The organism is Janthinobacterium sp. KBS0711, from assembly GCF_000988085.1.
Taxonomy (GTDB): Bacteria; Pseudomonadota; Gammaproteobacteria; order Burkholderiales; family Burkholderiaceae_D; genus Janthinobacterium; species Janthinobacterium lividum_E.
Genome location: NZ_LBCO01000024.1, coordinates 494,433 through 514,430 on the forward strand (window position 1 = coordinate 494,433; position 19,998 = coordinate 514,430).

General features: G+C 61.6%; 16 protein-coding genes. 15 read left to right on the plus strand and 1 reads right to left on the minus strand.

What is annotated here, in order from left to right; genetic code table 11:
* Positions 1 to 20 precede the first annotated feature (20 nt).
* Entirely contained in the window at positions 21 to 1,211 is a 1,191-nt protein-coding gene (gene prpF / locus VM94_RS14855) for a 2-methylaconitate cis-trans isomerase PrpF (RefSeq protein WP_046684124.1), read from the plus strand.
* A 102-nt stretch (positions 1,212 to 1,313) separates the two neighbouring features.
* Positions 1,314 to 3,200 carry a propionate--CoA ligase gene (locus tag VM94_RS14860; RefSeq protein WP_046684125.1) on the plus strand — a complete coding sequence of 629 codons (1,887 nt, stop codon included), beginning with the start codon at positions 1,314 to 1,316 and terminating at the stop codon, positions 3,198 to 3,200.
* Between the two features lie 43 nt (positions 3,201 to 3,243).
* Here the strand turns inward: VM94_RS14860 and VM94_RS14865 are convergent, their stop codons facing one another.
* Positions 3,244 to 3,957: a S24 family peptidase gene (locus VM94_RS14865; protein WP_046684126.1), complete on the minus strand. Its 714-nt coding sequence runs from the start codon at positions 3,955 to 3,957 to the stop codon at positions 3,244 to 3,246.
* Between the two features lie 149 nt (positions 3,958 to 4,106).
* Between VM94_RS14865 and VM94_RS14870 the strand changes: the two genes are divergently transcribed.
* The 13 genes from VM94_RS14870 (at position 4,107) to VM94_RS14930 (ending at position 19,660) form a co-directional block, all read left to right on the plus strand.
* Positions 4,107 to 4,523 carry a FeoC-like transcriptional regulator gene (locus tag VM94_RS14870; RefSeq protein ID WP_046684127.1) on the plus strand — a complete coding sequence of 139 codons (417 nt, stop codon included), beginning with the start codon at positions 4,107 to 4,109 and terminating at the stop codon, positions 4,521 to 4,523.
* Between the two features lie 25 nt (positions 4,524 to 4,548).
* A complete protein-coding gene (locus tag VM94_RS14875) occupies positions 4,549 to 5,091 on the plus strand; it encodes a zinc finger-like domain-containing protein (protein ID WP_046684128.1) in 543 nt (180 codons plus the stop codon).
* Between the two features lie 347 nt (positions 5,092 to 5,438).
* Positions 5,439 to 6,644 carry a phage tail tube protein gene (locus VM94_RS14880; protein ID WP_046684129.1) on the plus strand — a complete coding sequence of 402 codons (1,206 nt, stop codon included), beginning with the start codon at positions 5,439 to 5,441 and terminating at the stop codon, positions 6,642 to 6,644.
* Positions 6,645 to 6,720: 76 nt separating this feature from the next.
* The gene (locus tag VM94_RS14885) at positions 6,721 to 7,164 is read left to right on the plus strand and encodes a hypothetical protein (RefSeq protein ID WP_046684130.1); all 444 of its coding nucleotides are present in this window, start codon (positions 6,721 to 6,723) and stop codon (positions 7,162 to 7,164) included.
* 104 nt (positions 7,165 to 7,268) lie between these two features.
* The gene (locus tag VM94_RS14890) at positions 7,269 to 7,508 is read left to right on the plus strand and encodes a phage tail assembly chaperone (RefSeq protein ID WP_442905227.1); all 240 of its coding nucleotides are present in this window, start codon (positions 7,269 to 7,271) and stop codon (positions 7,506 to 7,508) included.
* A gap of 126 nt (positions 7,509 to 7,634) precedes the next feature.
* Positions 7,635 to 12,152 carry a phage tail length tape measure family protein gene (locus tag VM94_RS14895; RefSeq protein ID WP_160309296.1) on the plus strand — a complete coding sequence of 1,506 codons (4,518 nt, stop codon included), beginning with the start codon at positions 7,635 to 7,637 and terminating at the stop codon, positions 12,150 to 12,152.
* Positions 12,149 to 13,618 (plus strand): hypothetical protein, encoded by a 1,470-nt coding sequence (locus VM94_RS14900; RefSeq protein ID WP_046684132.1) that lies wholly within the window; start codon positions 12,149 to 12,151, stop codon positions 13,616 to 13,618. Before VM94_RS14895 ends, VM94_RS14900 begins: the two co-directional genes overlap by 4 nt.
* An 8-nt stretch (positions 13,619 to 13,626) precedes the next feature.
* On the plus strand, positions 13,627 to 15,249 hold the full coding sequence (locus VM94_RS14905) for a hypothetical protein (RefSeq protein WP_046684133.1): 1,623 nt from the start codon (positions 13,627 to 13,629) through the stop codon (positions 15,247 to 15,249).
* Positions 15,246 to 15,530 (plus strand): hypothetical protein, encoded by a 285-nt coding sequence (locus VM94_RS14910; RefSeq protein WP_046684134.1) that lies wholly within the window; start codon positions 15,246 to 15,248, stop codon positions 15,528 to 15,530. Before VM94_RS14905 ends, VM94_RS14910 begins: the two co-directional genes overlap by 4 nt.
* On the plus strand, positions 15,527 to 16,318 hold the full coding sequence (locus VM94_RS14915) for a hypothetical protein (RefSeq protein ID WP_046684135.1): 792 nt from the start codon (positions 15,527 to 15,529) through the stop codon (positions 16,316 to 16,318). The genes VM94_RS14910 and VM94_RS14915 overlap by 4 nt, the downstream gene beginning before the upstream one ends.
* 8 nt (positions 16,319 to 16,326) lie before the next feature.
* A complete protein-coding gene (locus VM94_RS14920) occupies positions 16,327 to 16,971 on the plus strand; it encodes a DUF4376 domain-containing protein (protein WP_046684136.1) in 645 nt (214 codons plus the stop codon).
* A 113-nt stretch (positions 16,972 to 17,084) separates the two neighbouring features.
* Positions 17,085 to 17,798 carry a hypothetical protein gene (locus tag VM94_RS14925; protein WP_138829131.1) on the plus strand — a complete coding sequence of 238 codons (714 nt, stop codon included), beginning with the start codon at positions 17,085 to 17,087 and terminating at the stop codon, positions 17,796 to 17,798.
* Positions 17,798 to 19,660, plus strand: coding sequence for a hypothetical protein (locus tag VM94_RS14930; RefSeq protein WP_046684138.1), 1,863 nt, complete (start codon positions 17,798 to 17,800; stop codon positions 19,658 to 19,660). Before VM94_RS14925 ends, VM94_RS14930 begins: the two co-directional genes overlap by 1 nt.
* Positions 19,661 to 19,998: the final 338 nt, after the last annotated feature.

Genomic DNA, 19,998 nt, shown 5'->3' on the forward strand with positions numbered 1-19,998 from the left:
TACCACTTTTCAGGAGTGACATGACCCACACCCCCCAAATCAAAATCCCCGCCACCTACATGCGCGGCGGCACCAGCAAGGGCGTGTTCTTCCGTCTGCAGGATTTGCCCGCCAGCGCGCAAGTGCCCGGTGCGGCGCGCGATGCGCTGCTGCTGCGCGTGATCGGCAGCCCCGACCCCTACGGCAAGCAGATCGACGGCATGGGCGGCGCCACGTCGAGCACCAGCAAGACGGTGATCCTGGCGAAAAGCACGAAGCCGGAACACGACGTCGATTACCTGTTCGGCCAGGTTTCCATCGACAAGCCGTTTGTCGACTGGAGCGGCAACTGCGGCAACCTGTCGGCCGCCGTCGGCTCGTTCGCCATTGCCAGCGGGCTGGTGGACGCCGCCCGCGTGCCGGCAAACGGCATCGCCACGGTGCGCATCTGGCAAGCCAATATCGGCAAGACCATCATCGCCCACGTCCCCATGACAAATGGCGAAGTACAGGAAACGGGCGACTTCGAACTCGATGGCGTGACCTTCCCGGCCGCCGAAGTGAAGCTGGAATTTCTCGACCCGGCCGCGGAGGAAGAGGGGGGCGGTGGCGCGATGTTCCCTACCGGTAACCTCGTCGATGACCTCGACGTGCCCGGCATCGGCGTGTTGAAAGTCACGATGATCAACGCCGGCATCCCGACGATTTTTGTCGACGCGGACGCCATCGGCTACACGGGCACGGAGCTGCAGGACGCCATCAATGGCGATCCGGCCGCGCTGGCCCGCTTCGAGACCATCCGCGCGCATGGCGCGCTGCGCATGGGTTTGATTTCCCACCTCGATGAAGCGGCGAAGCGCCAGCACACGCCGAAGGTGGCATTTGTCGCCAGGCCGGCCAGCTACGTTTCGTCCAGCGGGAAAACGGTGGAAGCGGGCGATATCGACCTGCTGGTGCGCGCCCTGTCCATGGGCAAGCTGCACCACGCCATGATGGGCACGGCCGCTGTCGCCATCGGCACGGCGGCGGCCATTTCCGGCACCCGGGTCAACCTGGCGGCCGGCGGCGGTCCCCGCAACTCGGTGCGTTTCGGCCACCCGTCCGGCACCCTGACGGTGGGCGCGGAAGCGGTGCTGGCCGATGGCGTCTGGAGCGTCACCAAGGCCATCATGAGCCGCAGCGCGCGCGTGCTGATGGAAGGAACGGTGCGCGTTCCCGGCGACGCGTTTTAATAAGAAATACGCAGCAAGATGGCACACAGGTGGTGCACATAAAGCAGCGGCCAGGCCAGTTCGCCCAAGCCCGATACGGATTGCACGCATACCGGAGGAGACATGAATTTCGCAGCATTTTATCAACGCTCGATTGACACGCCTGATGCTTTTTGGCGCGAAGAAGCGGAAAAGATCGATTGGCATACGCCGTTTTCGCAAGTGCTCGATTATTCCCGCCCGCCGTTTGCCAAATGGTTCGTCGGCGGCACCACCAATTTGTGCCACAACGCCGTCGACCGCTGGGTCGACAGCCAGGGCGATGCCGCCGCGCTGATCGCCATTTCCACGGAAACGAACACGGAGCGCAGCTACAGCTTTCGCGAGCTGCAGCGCGAAGTGGAGCGCTGCGCCGCCATCTTGCTGGCGCTGGGCGTGGTCAAGGGCGACCGCGTATTGATCTACATGCCGATGATCGCCGAGGCGGCGTTTGCCATGCTCGCTTGCGCGCGCATCGGCGCCGTGCATTCCGTGGTCTTCGGCGGTTTTGCCGCCAACAGCCTGGCCAGCCGCATCGACGATGCACGGCCCAAGTTGGTATTTTCCGCCGATGCCGGTTCGCGCAATGGCAAGGCAGTTGCCTACAAGCCGCTGCTCGACGAAGCCATCCGCATCGCCGCGCACAAGCCGCAACAGGTGCTGCTGGTCGACCGCCATCTCGTGCCGATGGAACTGACGGCGGGCCGCGACGTCGATTACGCGGCTCTGCGCGAACAGCACATGGACGCGCAGGTGCCCGTTGCCTGGCTCGAATCGAACGAACCGTCGTATGTGCTGTACACCTCGGGCACGACGGGGAAACCGAAGGGCGTGCAGCGCGACGTGGGCGGCTATGCGGTGGCGCTGGCGTCGTCGATGCAGTACACGTTTTGCGGCAAGCCCGGCGAAACCTTCTTTGCCACCTCGGATATCGGCTGGGTGGTGGGCCATTCCTACATCGTGTATGGCCCGCTGATCGCCGGCATGGCCACCATCCTGTACGAGGGTTTGCCCATCTGCCCCGATGCGGGCATCTGGTGGAGCATCGTCGAAAAATACAAGGTCACGCGCATGTTCTCGGCGCCGACGGCCATCCGCGTGCTGCGCAAGCACCCGGTGGAACTGATGCGCAAATACGACCTGTCCTCGCTGAAGGCGCTGTACCTGGCGGGCGAGCCGCTCGATGAAACCACGTCGCAGTGGATCGCCGATGAACTGAAGGTGGACATCATCGACAATTACTGGCAGACGGAGACGGGCTGGCCTATCCTCTCGGTGGCGAAAGGCGTGGCCGACACGCCGACGCGCCTGGGCAGCCCGGGCCTGGCCATGTACGGCTACCAGGTCAAGCTGCTCAACGAAGCGACGGGCGAGGAGTGCGGCGCGAACGAGAAGGGCGTGCTGGTGCTGGAAGGCCCGCTGCCACCGGGCTGCATGCAGACGGTGTACGGCGACGATGCGCGCTTCATCGATACCTACTGGTCCACCTTCAGCGACCGGCAAGTGTATTCCACGTTCGACTGGGGCGTGCGCGATGCGGACGGTTATTACTTCATCCTGGGCCGCACGGACGACGTGATCAACGTGGCCGGCCATCGCCTGGGCACGCGAGAAATCGAGGAAAGCATCACCAGTCATCCGAACGTATCGGAAGTGGCCGTGGTGGGCGTGGAAGACAAGCTCAAAGGCCAGGTGGCGATGGCTTTCGTGATCCTGAAGGACCCGCAAGGCTTCGACAGCGTGGAAGCGAAAGCGGTGCTGGAACGCGAAGTGATGGCCGTCGTCGACCGCCAGCTGGGCGCCGTGGCGCGGCCCGCACGCGTGCTGTTCGTGGCGCAGCTGCCGAAGACGCGCTCGGGCAAGCTGCTGCGCCGTTCCATCCAGGCCATCTGCGAAGGACGCAGCCCGGGCGACCTGACGTCGATGGACGATCCGGCATCGCTGCAGCAGATTCAGGCGGCGCTGGCGTAGCGCCATGCTGCGAGCGAAGTTTATCGATCGATAAACTTCGCTTTCAAATCCGGTCGCTTTCCTTGCGCACGACCCTGCCCACGATCAGGCATTCATTACCGCGGCACAGCTTGCGGTGGTATTTGCGCTGGTCCGGGTTGTCCGACGTCAGCCACCATTCGCCGATATCGCGCGCCATGCGCTTGACCACCGGTTCGCCTTCGTAATTGATGGCAAACACGATGCCGTCAGCCGGCCGGTTGTCGGCCGTATTGATGATCACCACGTCGTCCTCGTACAGCGCCGGCTCCATGCTCTCGCCCTTGACCTTGATCGCCACCAGTTTTTCAGGGTGGTAGCCATTGCGCTCGACCCAGCTGCGCGGCACGCTGATGGTGCTGCCGTCGTGGGTTTCCGGTTCGATGGCAAAGCCCGTGATGCCGGCCGACAGCCGCAGTTTCACCTTGCGGATCGGGTAGAAGCGCTCATCCTCGCCATCTTCCACGACCACGGGCTGTGCGCCGGCCAGCGCGCGCGCGGCCATGGCCGCCTGGTCGGGCGCCGCGCCCTGGTCGAAATACATGCTGTCCAGCTGCAGGTCCGCTTCCAGCTTGCGCGCGATCTTTTCGCTGAAGGCGCGCCCTTCGCGGTAGGTGGGCGAGAGGATTTGCGAGATGCGCGCCTCGCTCCAGCCGCTGACGTCGGAAATTTTCTTGCGCGTGTTGTCGTAGTGCTCGCGGATCAGGGCCAGCAGGCGGTCGCGTCTGTATTGATACATATTCATCTCCACATTAAACCCGAAATTTACCGTTTGATAAATTACCAAATGCTTGACTTTAACATTAGCGATTGATAAAGTCCACTTGTTGCCTGTCGCAAACGCACTACAGCGTCTGCCGGTTGGCGACACCACGGGAGGTCAGGCAGATGTTGAACAGCAGTCAACTGGTTGAAAGCAGGACGGCGCCACGGCAGGGGCGCCAGTTACAGGGACGCAGCAAGAAGTCGCAGCTGCATATCGCCCGCATCGGGCAGTATATCCGCGAGCAGGGCCAGGCGAGCGCGGCGCAGTTGTCCGCCTTGCTGGGACTCGATGCGGGCACCATGAGCCGCTATTTGCGCCACATGTGCGGCATGGGGCAGATCCACCTGGCGCAGCCCCATTGCACGGAGCCGGGACGCCAGCGGCCCGCCCTGTACGCCTTGGGCGAGCAGGACGACGAGGTCGACGGCTGGGCCGAACTGCCGCCGCAGGTGCGCCGCACGGCCAGCTGGCCACGCGGTGCGGCGCGCCGCGATCCGCTGGTGGCGGCGCTGTTTGGCCCGGCAAGTAACAACGATTAGTATCAACGAGGAACGAGGAGAAATCATGGGATTTGCAGAAAAATTCATCGCATCGCTGTCGTCGCAGAACCTGCGCGACGATGCCGTCCACCACGACCTGGACGTGATCGCGGCCGCCGCGCTGGCGGGCGACATGGGCGCCTTGCTGTGCCGCGTCAAGTATGCGGACGGCACCGTCAGCCGCCTGTTCGAAGGCAATGCGGGCAACCTGGCGCAGCTGCTGCGCGCCTGGACGGCGGCCGTGACGCAGAAGGGCCGCGCGCGGCGCTGGGTCAAGGCGCAGACGGCCTGGGATGCGCAGGCGGCCAATACCTTGTACCGCCGCGTGGCCGAAGCGTCACTCGCGCATTGGCTCGACAGCAAATGCAAGGTCTGCCACGGCACGGGCGTCGTCGCTGCCATGCAAGCCGGCGCGCCTGTCGTTTGCAAGACGTGCCACGGCGCAGGCGAAGCTGCCATCAGCTGCTCCGGCGGCTTCGAGCTCGAACGCATCAAGGACATGGTCAGCGAACTGGAAGGCATCTTCCAGTCGCACGGCGCCCGCGCCATGCGCCGCCTCGGTCACTGAAATTTTTTTTGCAATATGCCCGGCACTGAAAAAAACGCCCCTACAATAGAGTCTCGATCACGCAGCAACAGAAACACCGGCAATACCGCAGTACAGCAAGACCACATGCTTCTCCACTCGTAATAGACGCGCTTTCGGCGCGACACCGATAGGGGATATCAGCGCAGCGAACGGCCTTCATGGTCCCTTCGCCCACCTTCCATCCGGCATGGCACCGCGCCATCCGGACGCCAGCCCGCCGCCTCACCGCGTGCGGGCTTTTTCATTTGTCTTCCTGATTATTTGCAGTTCCTTCCCCAAGACCGCCCCTGGCGGTCTTTTTTTATCCCACGAAAGGTTTTACAACTATGGCACTGACAGCAAACGGCATCGACAGCTTGATCGTTATCAGCAAACAAAGCGCCGAAGGCAGCAAGGCCGCCGCCGGCGGCGGCCAGATTTATCCCCGCGTGACGGCCACCTTCGACACGGAAGCGGACAAATACGCAAGCGCCGAAATCGACGCCAGCCAGCAGCAGGGCGATACCCGCCTGGGCAACTTCCGCACCACGGGCGCCATCAAGGCCGAAGCGGCGTGCGGCACGTATGCGCCGCTGATGGCTGCGCTGCTGCGCCGCGACTTCACGGCAGGCGGCGTGGCTGCCGCGCAAACCACCATCGCCGCTGCCGCCTCCGGCCTGACGCGCAGCGCCGGTTCCTGGCTGAGTGAAGGCTTCCGCGCCGGCAGCGTGGTGCGCGTCACCGGCATGACGGCGCCGGCCGCCGCCAACAACGCGAAGAACTTCTTCGTCACGTCGGTGACGGCCACCAACCTGAATGGCCAGTTCATGGACGGTTCGGCCATGATCGTCAAGGCGGCCGGCGACTCGGTCGGCGTGGCGGCGGTGGGCAAGCGCAGCTTCACCCCGTTGAGCGGCCATACCACCGACTGGTTCACGGCCGAAGTGCAGGACCCGAAAATCGGCGTACACCGCAGTTTCGTCGACCAGCTGGTCAGCAAGATGGATATCGCCGTGCAGCCGAACGGCATCACCAGCCTGGACTTCACCCTGATGGGCAAGTCGGAAGGCCCGACCACGGCCGTGCCACATTTCGCCACGCCGCTGGCCGCGCCGGGTACCGGCAAGTTTTCGGGCGCCACGGCGATGCTGTCCGTAAACGGCATCCCGTCGCAGATCTGCACCGGCATGTCCGTCTCGCTCGACGGCCAGGTCAAGGTCGACCCGGTGATCGGCTCGAAGTACGCCACGGCCGCCTCGCGCGGCAAGGTGATGGGCTCGGGCCAGTTCACAGTGCTGCTGCAGGACGCCACCTACCTCGACTACTTCAAGTCCGAGACGGAAATCCCGCTGGCCTACGCCATGGCGTCGGGCACGGCGCCGACCGCCGACGTGCTGGCCCTGGCCATGGGCCGCATCAAGATCACCTCGGCCAAGATCGACGACGGCGAGAAAAACAAGATCGTCACCTGCGCCTTCGACGTCCTGCGCTACAAGGGCGCCGATGCGCAGCACGAAGCGACCACCCTGACCATCCAGGACAGCGCGCTGTAAGAAGCTAGCGCCTGCACCGGGGCCGCCGTGATGGCGGCCTTTTTAATTTTTCTACTTCATTCAGAAAGCAGCACACATGAACAACGCGCAAAAAATCCAGGCAGGTTTCGACATCGGCAATATCCACGCGGCGGCCACTTCCGTCACGTTCGACGTGCCCGTCATCTTCGACGCGGATGGCGAAGCGGTGGCTGGCCTGACCATCGTCGGCAAGAACAGCGAGCAATACCGCGTCGCCAACAACGCCGTGCGCGCCGAAGGTTATAAAAAATCGGCACGCCGCAAGACGGCTATCGACGCCTCCACCGATGAAGGTGCGGAACTGCTGGTGCAAGCCATCGACGGCAACCAGAAACGCCTGGCGCTGGCCGTGGTCACTGGCTGGTACGGCTTCACCAGCAACGGCGCACCCGTGCCGCTCGATCCGGCGCTGCTGGAAGCGGCCTTTGAAAAATACCCGACCTGGCAGGAAAAGGTCACCACCGCGCTGGAAAACGAGTCGAATTTTTTGAAACTCTGACGGCCAGCCTGCTGCGCTACGCCGGGCATCAGTTCGAGCGCGGCGCGCGCGCGGCCGATGGCCACGCCAAGGGCGAGCATATCGATGCCGCCCAGCGCCATCCGCTGTACCGCGCGCCGCCCGAAGAGGCGACGCCGCCGATGCCGTTTGAGCTGGCCCACGTGTGGGAATGGTTCGCGCAATTGAACCGCAAGCGGCAGAACGGCATGGCCGTCAACCCCATCGCCAGCACGGAAATCCTCGCCTGGCAGGCGCGCCACGCCATCGTCATCGAGCCGTTCGAGCACCAGCTGCTCGACCAGCTCGACGCGCTGTTCCTGTCGCACCAGAACGCGGCGGGCTGACCCGCATTTTCCAACCCGGCCGCCATGCGCGGCCTTTTTTATGGGCCAACCATGCCAGAGATAACTGAGTTAAAGATTGCCGTTAATGCGGCAGAGATAAAGGCGGGGACGCAGGCGGTGAATGACTTGGCTACCGCCAGTAAACAGACAGGCGATCAAGCCGAGGAAGCCAGCGGCAAGTTTCGCAACTTCGAACCACGGGTACGCGCGCAGGCCGAAGCGGCACGCGCGGCGGCAGACGCGTCCAAAGTACTAGGCGACGAAAGCAGCGCCGCTGCGGACGCCATGTTCAAGGGTATGACCGCGGTTGATGGCTTTGCCAAAGCCTCGGCCAAGATTGGCGAAGGCAGCTTGAACGCCGACATCGGACAAATCAAGGACGGCCTGGGCGAGATGGCCAATGCCACCGGCTTGACGGAACTGGCCATGAAGCGCCTGGGCGCGGGGCCGTTACTGGCGCTGAAGATGGCGGCCGACGTTGCGGCGTTCGTGGCCGATGCCTTCGTGCAGGGCCAGCTGGAATCGGACAAGTTTTCCCGTGCCCTGGAATTGACCGGCAATGCCGCCGGTATCACGGAAGGCCAGTTCAACACCATGGTGGCGTCGGTTTCTGATGCCAGCCAGGGCGGCCTGGGCGATACCCGCGTGGTCTTGCAGACCCTGGTGGAAACTGGCCACTTCACCAGCGAAGCGCTTAATTCCGTGGGTGCGGCCGCCGTCACCATGGCGCAAATGAATGGCCAGTCGGCTGGCGCTGTGGCGGCCGACTTTGCGACGATGGCCGATGGCGTCACCAACTGGGTCGATACGCACGATAAAAGTTACAACATCCTGACGGGCGCCCAGTACGCGCACATCTCCGCCCTGGAAAAGGAAGGCAAGACGCAAGAGGCCATGGTCATAGCGAGTGACTTGATCAATGCAGGCCTGCAAAAACGGGCTGAAAAGCTCAGCATGATCGGTACCTTGCTGCAGGGTAGCAAGAATCTCTGGTCCAGCTTCATGGATGGCATGCGTTCCATTGGACGCGAAGAAACACCGGAGGATGAAATTGAAAAAATAAAAAAACGCACGGCCGACGTGCGCCGCACTGGCCAGCTGGTTCCCGGCACGCACCCGGCGGCGCGCCTGACCGGTGCCCAGATGGAACAGTTTGAGCAGGAGCAGGCCAAGGCCTTGGCAGTGGCGATGAACAAGCAGACGCAGCTGGAGGCAAAGGCGAAGGCCGACCAGGCCGAATCGAAACGCAATGCCGATGGCAAGCAGGCGGTCAAGGACCTGGACGAGATGCAGAAGCGTTATGTCACCAAGGCGCAGCGCGAAACAGCGGAAATCAAGAAATTTGAGGAAACCCTGGCCAATGCCAGGGCCGGCGGTGTTCCCTTTTCTGCCGAAAAGGAGAAAGAGCTGCGGCAGAATGTGCGAGCCTCGTTTGCGGGGCCTGCCAAGGGCGCTGCTTCTGCCAGGACTGCCGCCCCTCCAGCGGCAGGTTCCGACCCCCGCGATGCCGTGCTGGCAGGTGAGTTGCAGGCGATTCAAAGCGCATTGCGCATCAAGACCGAGGGTTATGACCAGCAGGCCAAGCTCGATGAAGCACGCCGCAAAGGCGGCGCCTTGAGCGAGGATGAGTTTTTTGCGAACCGTCGCATGGCCATTAGCGCGCGTGGCGCTGCCGAGGTGGCGGCTTACCAGCAGCAAGCTGACGTATTAAAAGGTTTTCAGGCGAAGACGGCGCAAGGCCAGCAGGAAAGGGACAACAAGATCGCCGAAGCAGGCGCGGCACAGCTGCGCGTACAACAGCAAGTCAATGCCGACTTGGCGCAACTGGAGGAAACGGCGCGCCAGGAGAAGGAAGCGGCTGCGAAGAAGCGCGACGAGGAGGCCAAGGCAAAGGAGACCAAGAACCGCGCCGATGCCAAGGCGGCGGATGAAAAAACGTGGAAAGACACTGTCGATGGCGCCAAGGCCATGGGTGACGCGCTGGAAAAGGCTTTCGGTAAGGCGGGAGCTGCGGTCGGCAAGTTGGGCACGGCCTTTGCCGATTATCAGAAGGCCCAGCGTGACATTCAACGTACCCTGAGTGAAGGACTCACGGACGCTGGAGAAGACAAACCCAAAAAAGAGGCTGCGGAAGCGAAGGCCCGCGAGGATGGCGCGAAGGCACAGATCAAGGGTTATCGTGACATGGCTGGTGCGGCCAAGGGCTTCTTCAAGGAAAACAGCACGGGTTACAAGTTGATGGAAGGGGCCGAAAAAGCGTTTCGTGCGGTGGAAATGGCAGGTCAATTGCAAAAACTGGCCACCAGCCTGTTTGTATCTGGCTCGTCCGCCGCAGGCGTGGTCGTCGGGCAGGCCACAGAGACGGGGGCGGTGATGGCTGGCCAGACCGCACAGAATGCGGCCAAGGTGCCCGGCGTGTTCATGTCTTTCATGAGTTCCATGGGACCGTGGGGCTACGCGGCGGCAGCAGCGGCGATTGCCGCCGTGCTGGGCGGTGCCTTCAGCGGCGGCGGTGGCGGCGTCGACACGACTGCCAAGGATCGCCAAGCCGCCAATGGCACCGGCACGGTGCTCGGTGATTCATCCGCGAAATCGGCGTCGATCGCCAACAGCCTGGAAATCATGGAGAAAAACTCCGGCCTGGGCCTGGCGTATTCCTCGTCGATGGTGGTCTCGCTCAAGCAGATCGTCTCGGGCATCGGTGGCCTGGGCAGTTTGCTTGTGCGCTCGGGCATCCTGACGTCCGCGCTGGGCACCAAAGGCAGTTCCAGCGGCGGCGTTATCGGCAATGTCATCAGCAGCATCTTTGGCGGCAAGACCACGGTGCAGGATATCGGCATCGTGACCAATTCTTCGAGCCTGGGCGCGCTGGAGAAATCCGGTTTCAACGTGAATTCCTATGTCGATATCAAGAAGTCCGGCGGCTGGTTTTCCAGCGACAAGAAGTCCACGAACCTTTCGGCTCTGGGGACAGAGACGAACGATCAGTTTACAAAAATCGTACTGGGGCTGCGCACGAGCATTGTGTCCGCGGCCGATTTGCTGGGTGTCGGTGGTGACGCCTTCACGGCGCGCTTGAATACCTTTGTCGTCAGCCTTGGCAAGATCAGCCTGAAGGATTTGAAGGGCGAGGAAGTGCAAAAGGCCCTGGAAGCGGCATTTTCCAAGCTGGGCGACGACATGGCGAAGTTCGGCGTGGGCGGTCTGGAAAAATACCAGGCCGTGGGTGAGGGCTACCTGGAAACCTTGGCGCGTGTGGCCAACAACTACATGCAGGTGTCGGACGTGCTGGCCGTGCTGGGCAAGTCTTTCAACAGCTCCGGCCTTTCCGCCGTGGCGCTGAGCGAAAGCCTGATTCAGGCGGCGGGCGACCTCGATACCCTGACCAGTGGCACCAGCTTCTTCGTGCAGAATTTCCTGAACGAGGCCGAGCAGATGGACCCGGTCACCAAGTCGGTGCGCAGCGCCATGGCGGCGATGGGACAGTCCGGCGTGACGACGAGCGAGCAATTCAAGGCGCTGGTGCTGGCACAGGACTTGAACACGGTCGCCGGCCAGAACATGTATGTACAGCTGCTTGCCATCGCCGAACCGTTCAAGAAGGCGGCCGACTATGCGGCCGACCTGGCCGGCACCACGGGCGAGCTGGCTGAAGTGAACAAGACTGCCAGCGACATCGCCAGCGAACGCAAAGATCTGCAACAACAGTTGAACCAGTTGACGCAAAGCGAAGCGCAGTTGCTGGCTGCCCAGCGCGCTGGCGTCGCCGATGTCAATCGCGGATTGTTCGACCAGATCCAGGCCGTCAAGGCGGTGACCAGCGCGAAGGATGCGCTGGCCAAAGCCTACGAGACGGAATCCGTGGCGGCCAAGTCGGCGCTGGAGAAGTCGAAATCGTGGGTGACGACCTTGAATGGGCTCAATTCCAGCATGGCTTTGGGCGCCCAATCGACGCTGACGCCGGAGCAGAAGTACGCCGAAGCGCGGGCACAGTTCGAGAAAACCCTGGCGGCTGCGAATGCGGGCGACACGACGGCGCAATCGGGGCTGTCTGCCGCGGAACAGGCATTTTTGACGGCCTCGCAAGTGGTCAACGCTTCCGACGCCCGCTATGCGGCCGACTATGCCCGCGTGGTGGAAGCGAACAAGGAAGCGTTGAAATGGGCGGCCGCGCAGGTCGACGTGCAGCAGGCCAGCCTCGATGCGCTCAATGCCCAGGTGTCGGGCTTGATCAAAATCAACGACAGCGTGCTGACGGTGACGCAAGCCATTGCCGGTCTGCGGGCTGCGATGGGTGGTGCGGCGGATCTGGGCGTGCAGCTCGGTAATCCTCCCGTGGTCGCCGCGCTGGCCGCGATGACTTCCCCGGTTACAGCGGCCGTCTTCGACCCTGTGCGCTACTCGTCGGCTGCGAACGTCGGCTCCGAGGTGCTGGTGGCCGAAATCCGCGGCCTGCGCGAAGACAACCAGGCCATGCGCGTGGAGCTGGAAGGCTTGCGCGCCGACCAGCGGGCGCAAACGGGTGCCACCATCCAGGCCACCTTTGAATCGAACGCCAACGCCGCCAGGACGGTGGTCGATGGCGTGGACAAATCGTCCCGGGCATCCGCCTGGGCCAATGCAGTGAAAGGAGAATACGCATGACCGATGCGCAATTTCAGGAATGGCTGCAAAGCGCCTCGGCCATCCGCATGGTGCTGATCGAGGCGCAGGTGAACGTGGGCGGCAGCGAGGTGACGCGGTATATCGCTTCGCGGCCCTACGTCACCGGGCCGCTTGAGGTACCGGCGAATACCGCATACCAGCCGCTGGCCAAGGGCGGCCTGGCCTTCACGGAACAGGTCAGCCTGTCCGGCGAGGCGGGACTGTCGGGCGGCGATATCGAACTCGATAACGCCGATGGCGCTCTGGATGGCTGGCTGGGAGACGTGTGGATGAACCGGCCGATCAAGGCCTGGGCGGGCGATCCCTCCTGGCCGCGTGCCGACTTCCAGCTGGTCTTCGACGGCATAATCGCCGACGTAGCCAGTGCCGGGCGCGAGTCGGTCAACCTGGTCCTGCGCGACAAGCTGCAACGCCTCAATACGCCGATCTCCGAAGCCAAGCTGGGAGGCACGACGCCGAACAAGGACGCCATCCTGCCGATTCCGTTCGGCGAGTGCCATAACGTGGCGCCCTTGCTGACCAATCCGGCCACCTTGGAATATGGTTTTCTCGGCGCTGTCGAATCGACGTTCGAAGTGCGTACCAATGGCAAGCCGATCGCGGTCGCCTTGAATGACCAGGCGGGCCGATTCAACCTGACCACCGATCCATTTTCCACCACGATCACGGTCAGCGTGCAGGGCGATAAAGGCGGCGGTTATGCGCCGCGCATTGCCGCGTTGGTGCGGCGCATCGCTACTGCCTACGGCAAGGCAGCCGACCGTTTCACCCTTGCTGACATGGACCTCGACAACCTGGCCGCCTTCGATGCGGCCCACCCGCAGCCGGTGGGGCTGTATGTTGCCGACCGCACGAACCAGGCGCAGGCCATCCAGCAACTGGCGGCCAGCGTGGGCGCCCAGGCGATCATGTCGCGTACCGGCCAATTGCGCCTGGTGCAGATCGCGCTGCCTGCCGCCGGCGTGCCGCTGGCGATCGGCCCGGAGCAGATGCGCGAACGCTCGCTGCGTCCGGCGCAGCGCCTGACGGTGGCGGCTGCCGTGAAGATCGGCTTCGACCGGAACTACACGCTGCAGGCTGGCCTGACGACCAGCATCCCGCCCGCGCATGCGGATTTGTATGCCACCGAGTGGCTGACCGAAACCGTGGTCGATGAGGAGGTACGTGCACGCTATCGCCTGTCCGACGACCCGGTGCAGATCGATACATGCCTCAAGACGCGGGCCGATGCCCGCGCGGAAGCGCTGCGGCGCCTGGCCTTGAACAAGGTGCCGCGCACCATTTACGAATTTGACGGAGAACCCGAGATGATGATGCTGGAACTGGGGCAGCCCGTACGACTGCGCGCTGAACGCTTTGGCTTGCAGGACGGCGTGCCGGGCGTGGTGGTGATGCTGTCGCGTTTCTGGCTGACGGGCAGAGTGACGGTGGGGGTACTGGTATGAGCGCGATTATGGGGGCACGCGATACGCTGCTGCAGGCGACGGCGGAGCGCTTCAGCACGACGGCCGATGGCAAGGCGATCCTGATGTCCGCCAGTACGCCCGTTTTTCGCGTCAACAGTGCCGGTGCCGGCGCGCCTGGCTCGATCGTCATCACCGCCAAGCCAGTCAATGTGGTGGGCGATATTGTGTTTTCCGTATCCGCCGGCACGACCTTGCGGGTCAACGGCAACGTGGCCACGGTCGATTTTGCCAGCATGACTACCGATACGGCATTGGTGCAGGCAAGCATCCGTGAATTTGGCGTCGATTACCTTGCCAATTACATGGTCAGCAAGGTCTTCGACGGCGTCGCCGGCGAGACGGGCCTGGCCGGCTTGAACACGGGCCAGGCCTTTGCCTACAAGCGCGCTGCCGCTGTCCCAGCTGATTCGCCGGGCGATGTGATTTTTACCTTTTCCACGGCCGCCATCACGACGTCGGCCGGCAATGACCTGGCCAATGGCTGGTCGAAGAACATCCCGGCCGGCACGGCGCCGCTGTACGTGCGCGTGGCAGCCGCCAGTTCGCGCAATGCGACGGACAATATTGCCGCCAATGAGTGGGCGGGGGCGGTGCAGTTGGCCAAGGATGGCACCAGCGGCACGAACGGCTTGGACGGCGTGAATGTGGCGCCCGTGCGCATCTACCAGCGCGGCGCCACCAACATCGCGCCGGCATTACCGAGTGCGGCATGCACATTCACCTTTGCCACGGGTGCGTTGACGGGCCTGAACAATGGCTGGTCGACCCAGGTGCCGGCGTCTGGCGGCGCCTATCTGTTCACATCCGGCGCCACGGCCGCGTCGCGCACGGCGACCGACGACATCGCCCCGGGCGAATGGGCGGCAGCAGCACGCCTGGCCGCCGATGGCGCCACCGGCCAGCGCGGCACCGTCACGGTGACCGCGCCCGGCTATTCGGCCTGGTCGGATGCCTCGGCTGTGTACGAACTGGAACGTGCCGGCTATGGCGTGCCGATCAACCGCGACGTGGTGACCTTGTATGACGCGACGCATGCGGTGACGAAGTATTACGTCGATGGCGCCTGGATGGTGCTGGGTACGGTGCTGAACGGCAACTTGCTCGTGGATGGGTCGGTGGCGGCCAAGGCCTTGAGTGTCGACAGCCTGGAAGCGGTCAATACTAAAACAGGGAAGTTGCTCGTGACTGGCACCATCAGTGACTTGGCAGGAAACTGGTCCGTCAATGCGGCAGGCCAGGCCGTGATGAAGGCGGTCACGATCTATGGCGCGAATGATAGCGTTATTCTTGCGACAGGCGCCAGCGGCATTGATTACAGCAAAGTGATCGGTGCCAAGCCCCCTTCGAATGCGACAGCGGGCGCCACCTTTGGCGTCAATATTGGCGGGCAGATGAGCAGGGCCAGCATTGGTACGTATATCCAAGGCGCGGCTATCGACCTGGCGCTGATCAATACAGCCAGCATTTCCTCTTTGTCGGCCATGTCGGCTGTTATCGGTACCTTGCGCACCGCCACCTCAGGTGCCCGTACGGAAATATGGGACAACGTGATCAAGGTGTACGACGCCAACAACATGTTGCGCGTACAGATAGGAGATCTGACACGATGAGCATCGGCATTACGACTTATAAATCCAATGGTACGGCCATGATTACCCCCGACGGCGCAGGTGGCATCTACGTGGAGACGTGGCGTCAAGGCCCCGATCAGCCTGCGATGCGTGTGTACTACGGATTGCGCGGCATGTCCTTGCGCGTATTTCAGGTAATGGGGGGCGTATATGCCTGGGTGGTAGGCCAGGATGGGCATGGCAACCCGACGATTACTTTTTCGTTTGAATATAAGGATGCATATGGCGGCGATCTGATTTTGCTGGTATTCGCATCATGACGAGCGGAATACTTTTTAATACGGAAAAAGGAAGCCGGGTCATTGATGAGGAATTCATGGTGCCGGAGTTTATTGGCAAGGTGACCTTGAATCCCTCACCTTATATTTCCGGACTGTTTAACAGCGGGAATACAGGAATAACTCCTTACTATACGAATTCTCATCAGGTCAACGGGTTACCTGATTCGGGCGGCCGGGACATCATGACTTTTTGGCGCTATCCGGATGCTAATGGAGAGGATATCTGGTTTTATCCCACGTCGTCCGTGGTCACCCCGGTCAACGGAAGCGTGCCGGGCATGAATATCTACCGGCGCAACGGCAGGGTGCTGCCGACCATGCCAGTGGGCTATTGCTTTGCCATTGGCCGCGCCATTGCATCGGCCAATACTTATGGCATGCGCTCATGGGATGGCACGGGAAAGCTGATATTTGATAGTGGCAATCTGTCTCTGAAGATAGAGTCATTTTTATCCATATCCTACGGCTATCAAATAAGTAATTACGTCATTCCTGCCGCATCCAATGCCGCCATCCTGCTTCCAGATACCTACCATATCAGCGACGTATCTGTAGGCGATGCTCCGGAATATCCCGGGTCGGGCAATACCCAGTTTTACGAGGATCGGGGCGGAGTGCGTAGAAATGGGGCGACTTTTTCCACCTGCATGGCCAATGTCGCCGCTTACTATTTCAACGGTGCCGCCTATGACCGGGATGCAAGCTCGCATTCCGGAAATGCCTCCGATCTGAGCATGCCCATCATGAACGCATCTCTTTACGACTAGGAAAACGGATGATTCTTAAACACTTCACCACGCCGAACGGCGTGGCGGTCGGCTTTCACTTGCTCAAACGAATCGAAATCAATGCGCCGTTTGATGCCGCCCAGCTTTCCGTCCATAGCTATGCCTGCGAGGCAGCTTATCTGGCCGGTTCCGGCTTGGCCTGGAACACGCCGCTACAGATGCCATTGCTTCAAGTACAGGGCGACCTGGGCAGCCTTGCTGAACGTTGGCTGACCACCGACCCGGCCAGTCCGTTTGTCGGCGGCAGTATTGTTGCGGACCGCAGCGGCACGCTCGACACGGCACGGACCCGGGCATGGGCGCGCATCAAGCAGGCGCGTGCGCTTGCCGAGACTGCGGATTTTGCATGCGGTGGCGTCATGTACCAGACAGACAAGGATCGTATCATCGGTGCCGTGCAGCTGGCCTTGATGGCGCAGGCTGCCGGCCAGCCATACAGCATCGACTGGACTTTGTCGGATAACACCTATTTGACGCTCGATGCGTCCGGCATGATCGCCGTCGGCGCCGCGCTGGGAGCGCATGTAGCCGAAGCGTTCGCTATCGGCAGTCACCTGCGCCAGCAGATCGCAGCTGCGACATCCTTCGAAGCGCTTGATGCCATTGTTTGGCCAGTCCAGGGCGACGCATGAGCAACTTGCGCATCATTTACGATAACGCCGCCGATCGCGCGATCATGAGCGCTTCGAGTCAGGCCGGTACGTTGGGGCCTGCCAATCTGCAGCGCGAGGGAAAGTCTCTTGTCTTGCGCTCAATCGGCGCAGCGCTGAGCATCACTGCAACGTGGCCGACACCGGAAATCGTTGGCGGCGTGGCCCTGCCGTTTTGCAATCTGACCCCAGGGGCAACCATCCGCGTACGCGGCTACATCGAGCCCGGCAGTGCTGCGCCTGCATTCGACACTGGCGTCATGCCAGCCTGCGAGTATGCGCGGCTGGGCATGTGGGATTGGGGTGCATTGCCGCTGGGCTTGAATGCCTACAGTTACGGCGGCGGTACCTACGCCCGCGCCTGGTTCCAGGTGCGCAGCATCAGGAAACTGGTGATTGACCTGGCCGACCCTGACAATCCTGCCGGTTATATCGAGGCTGCGCGCCTGGTGGCGGGGGCATATTGGAGCCCCGAGCAGAACGCTTCATATGGCGCCGGTATCACGCCGCTCGATACCAGCAGCCAGTATCGCAATGGCGCTGGCGAACAGAAGGTCGAGCGGGGCGTGATGTACCGCAAGCTGTCGCTGGCGCTTGATCACATGACGCCGTTGGACCGGGCCGAGTTGTGGCGCATCGTGCGCGGCAATGGCCTGTCGCGCCCGCTTTTCATCAGCCTGTATCCGGACAGCGACGACGTCGAGCTGGAGCAAACGCACCAGGTGTATGGGCGCCTTGCCAATCTGGCAGCCATCACCACACCATCTTTTCAGGCGTATGCCACCAATATTGAAATCGAGGAATTGTAATGGGTGACTTTTTTTACTATGGCCAGAAGGATACGATCCAGCGCTTGAATGAGCTGGCTGGACGGGGCGCCGTGGTGGCGTCGTATGCGCCAGCCGTGGGACGGTCGCCGCTTGCTGGCCCAAGTGGCTATATGCACCCGGCATGGATCGATCCGAACATGCCAATCCAAATGAACGCCAGGCTTTGCTCTGGCCCCACTGCCAAATATGGCTACAGTTACCTTGCACAAGGGGCGCCAACGCCAAAGTGGTTCTTGATTGCCACCTTGCGTGAGGAAAACTTGGGTGGTCATGATAATTTGCTCATCAAGGGGATTCTCAATGAGAATTGGGGAGCTGTTTCCACTACGCCGGTGACCATTCTGATAGGGGTGCGAGGCGGATTTTATGTCGACTGGCATATGGAGGGTGCGCGTACATCTCAGTCACGCTTCATTGTCTACAAACGTGCTGACGGGAAATATGATGTCTATGCCTATTTCCAGGCCGGTTGTTATTCCACGCTCTCCTTTGACTTAGTGGGGATGGACGCAGCGACGATACAAGCTCCCATCGAAACTACGTCGCAGCCAGAAGGAATCATTGTTTTTGATACGGCGCAAATTCCAGGTGGCCCGGGCTATATTGCCCCACGCTGGCAGGCCATGACCGGTAATGAAGGCACGAATCGCGGTATCTTATTTACCGATATCATCGGCGTCGGCGCTGCGGCAACCTTCGATTATGGGAATTCATTTTTAGCCAGAGGGCAAACCAGGCAAAACCAGACGGACGAGCAAGAGGGTTTGCGTTTGGGATTCGGCGGCATTCCCGGTTTCGCTTACCCCGGGCAGTTTGGATTTATGGTTGGCGGCGGCAATGGAAGCGTCAACAAGGAAGGTTATAAATTAACACTCAGGGCTTGGGACAATAACTCCAATTCCTGGACGGGAAATTTAATGGCTACCTATGGCAATGGGCGGTTATATATGCCGGTTCTCAAAGCAGGCAGTACCGATACATCAATCCTCCGTCATAGCATTAGCCGTTATACCGCGATGGGCACAGAGATTTTGTATGTTGGCCGTGAGGGGTTTTCTGCTCCGTGCGTCGGCGTTAACGCTTCTGATGGCACAGGGGGATGGGCCGCCTCACCCGCTGTTTTATACGTTGGGAAAAATAGCAATACTGCGCGGGGCGCCAATATCGCCGGCACCGTCAATACCATGGGGAATGACTATGCCGAGTATGTGCACAAGTGTGCTGGCTGTAGCGATATTGCACCCGGTCAGGTAATTGGCATTACCGACAACAACGAAATTACAGACCAGTGGACCTCCGCCATTCTGTTTGCGATCAAGTCTACTGCGCCGTCCTTTGTTGGCGGCGATACTTGGGCGCTGGCAGTGGGAGCGCGCCCTGAACCCATTGCCGGTGCGGAACCGTCAGAGCCGCAACGTCGTGCGGATGTGATCACGCAGCAGCCAGTCGCTGGCACTCAGCCAATGCAATACGCGGACGTAGTGACACAGCCGGGTGATACGGACAGTGAATGGGCAGCCAAGCATGAGGAGTACGCCGCAGCCGTGGCCGCTTACAGGGTGGCGACAAAACTGGACGCCGAAGCCATGACTGCCTTCGACGCCGCCCTGGAAGCCGAGCGCCAAAAGGTCGACCGCATCGCCATCGCCGGCCGCGTACCGGTCAACGTGCTGGGCGCCCAGCCGGGCGATTACATCGTGCCGGTGCAGGACGGTGCTGGCATCAAGGGCATCGCCGTGCACGAGGACGATCTCAGCATGAAGCAGTACCTGCACGCCGTCGGCCGCGTGATATCGATCGAGTCCGATGGCAGGGCCTACGTGATGGTCAAGGCCGTGTAGCAAATTAGCCGTTGGGGGTATTTCAAGTATCGGATTGCGCATGATGTCCGGTGACATGGGCATTGAATATGCCACTCGATAGCAACATCGGCATCATTTCATCAGCCGAGGTGGCAGCAGGGTAGTGGCAGGTGATCTGCTACTACGGCTCGTCGCGCGACGCGAGTCAGTTCGATTCCGTGCAGTTGTCCCTGGCAGTGCGGGCCTACGTCTTCGTTTCGACGCTATACGACGGTGGCATCCGTGCTGCGTTCTACAACGCCAATGGCGCTCTTGCCTGCGACTTCAGCCATCCTGCCCCACTGTTCCCGCTCGCATCTGGTGCAGCCAATAGGGCC